General features: G+C 70.8%; 1 protein-coding gene. It reads left to right on the top strand.

The window, feature by feature from the left end; all coding sequences use genetic code 11:
• The coding region (locus tag SB719_RS22115; RefSeq protein WP_412160027.1) for a zinc-binding dehydrogenase at nt 1-243 on the top strand (243 nt) is incomplete at both ends.

Raw genomic sequence — 243 nt, forward strand, 5'->3', positions numbered from 1 at the left:
GCCATCCAGGTGGCCAAGGCGATCGGCGCCCGGGTGATCACGACCGCGCGCGCGATGGACCACGCCTTCGTGCGGGAGCTGGGCGCGGATGAGGCCATCGATTTCACCGCCGTGGACTACGTGGACGCGGTCGCGGAGATCACCCAGGGGCGCGGTGTCGACGTCGTGTTCGACACCATCGGCGGCGACACGCTGACCCGCAGCCCGCTGGCTCTGGCCGACTTCGGTCGCGTGGTCAGCCTG

Source organism: Pantoea sp. SIMBA_079 (assembly GCF_046940275.1).
GTDB lineage: Bacteria > Pseudomonadota > Gammaproteobacteria > Enterobacterales > Enterobacteriaceae > Pantoea > Pantoea borealis.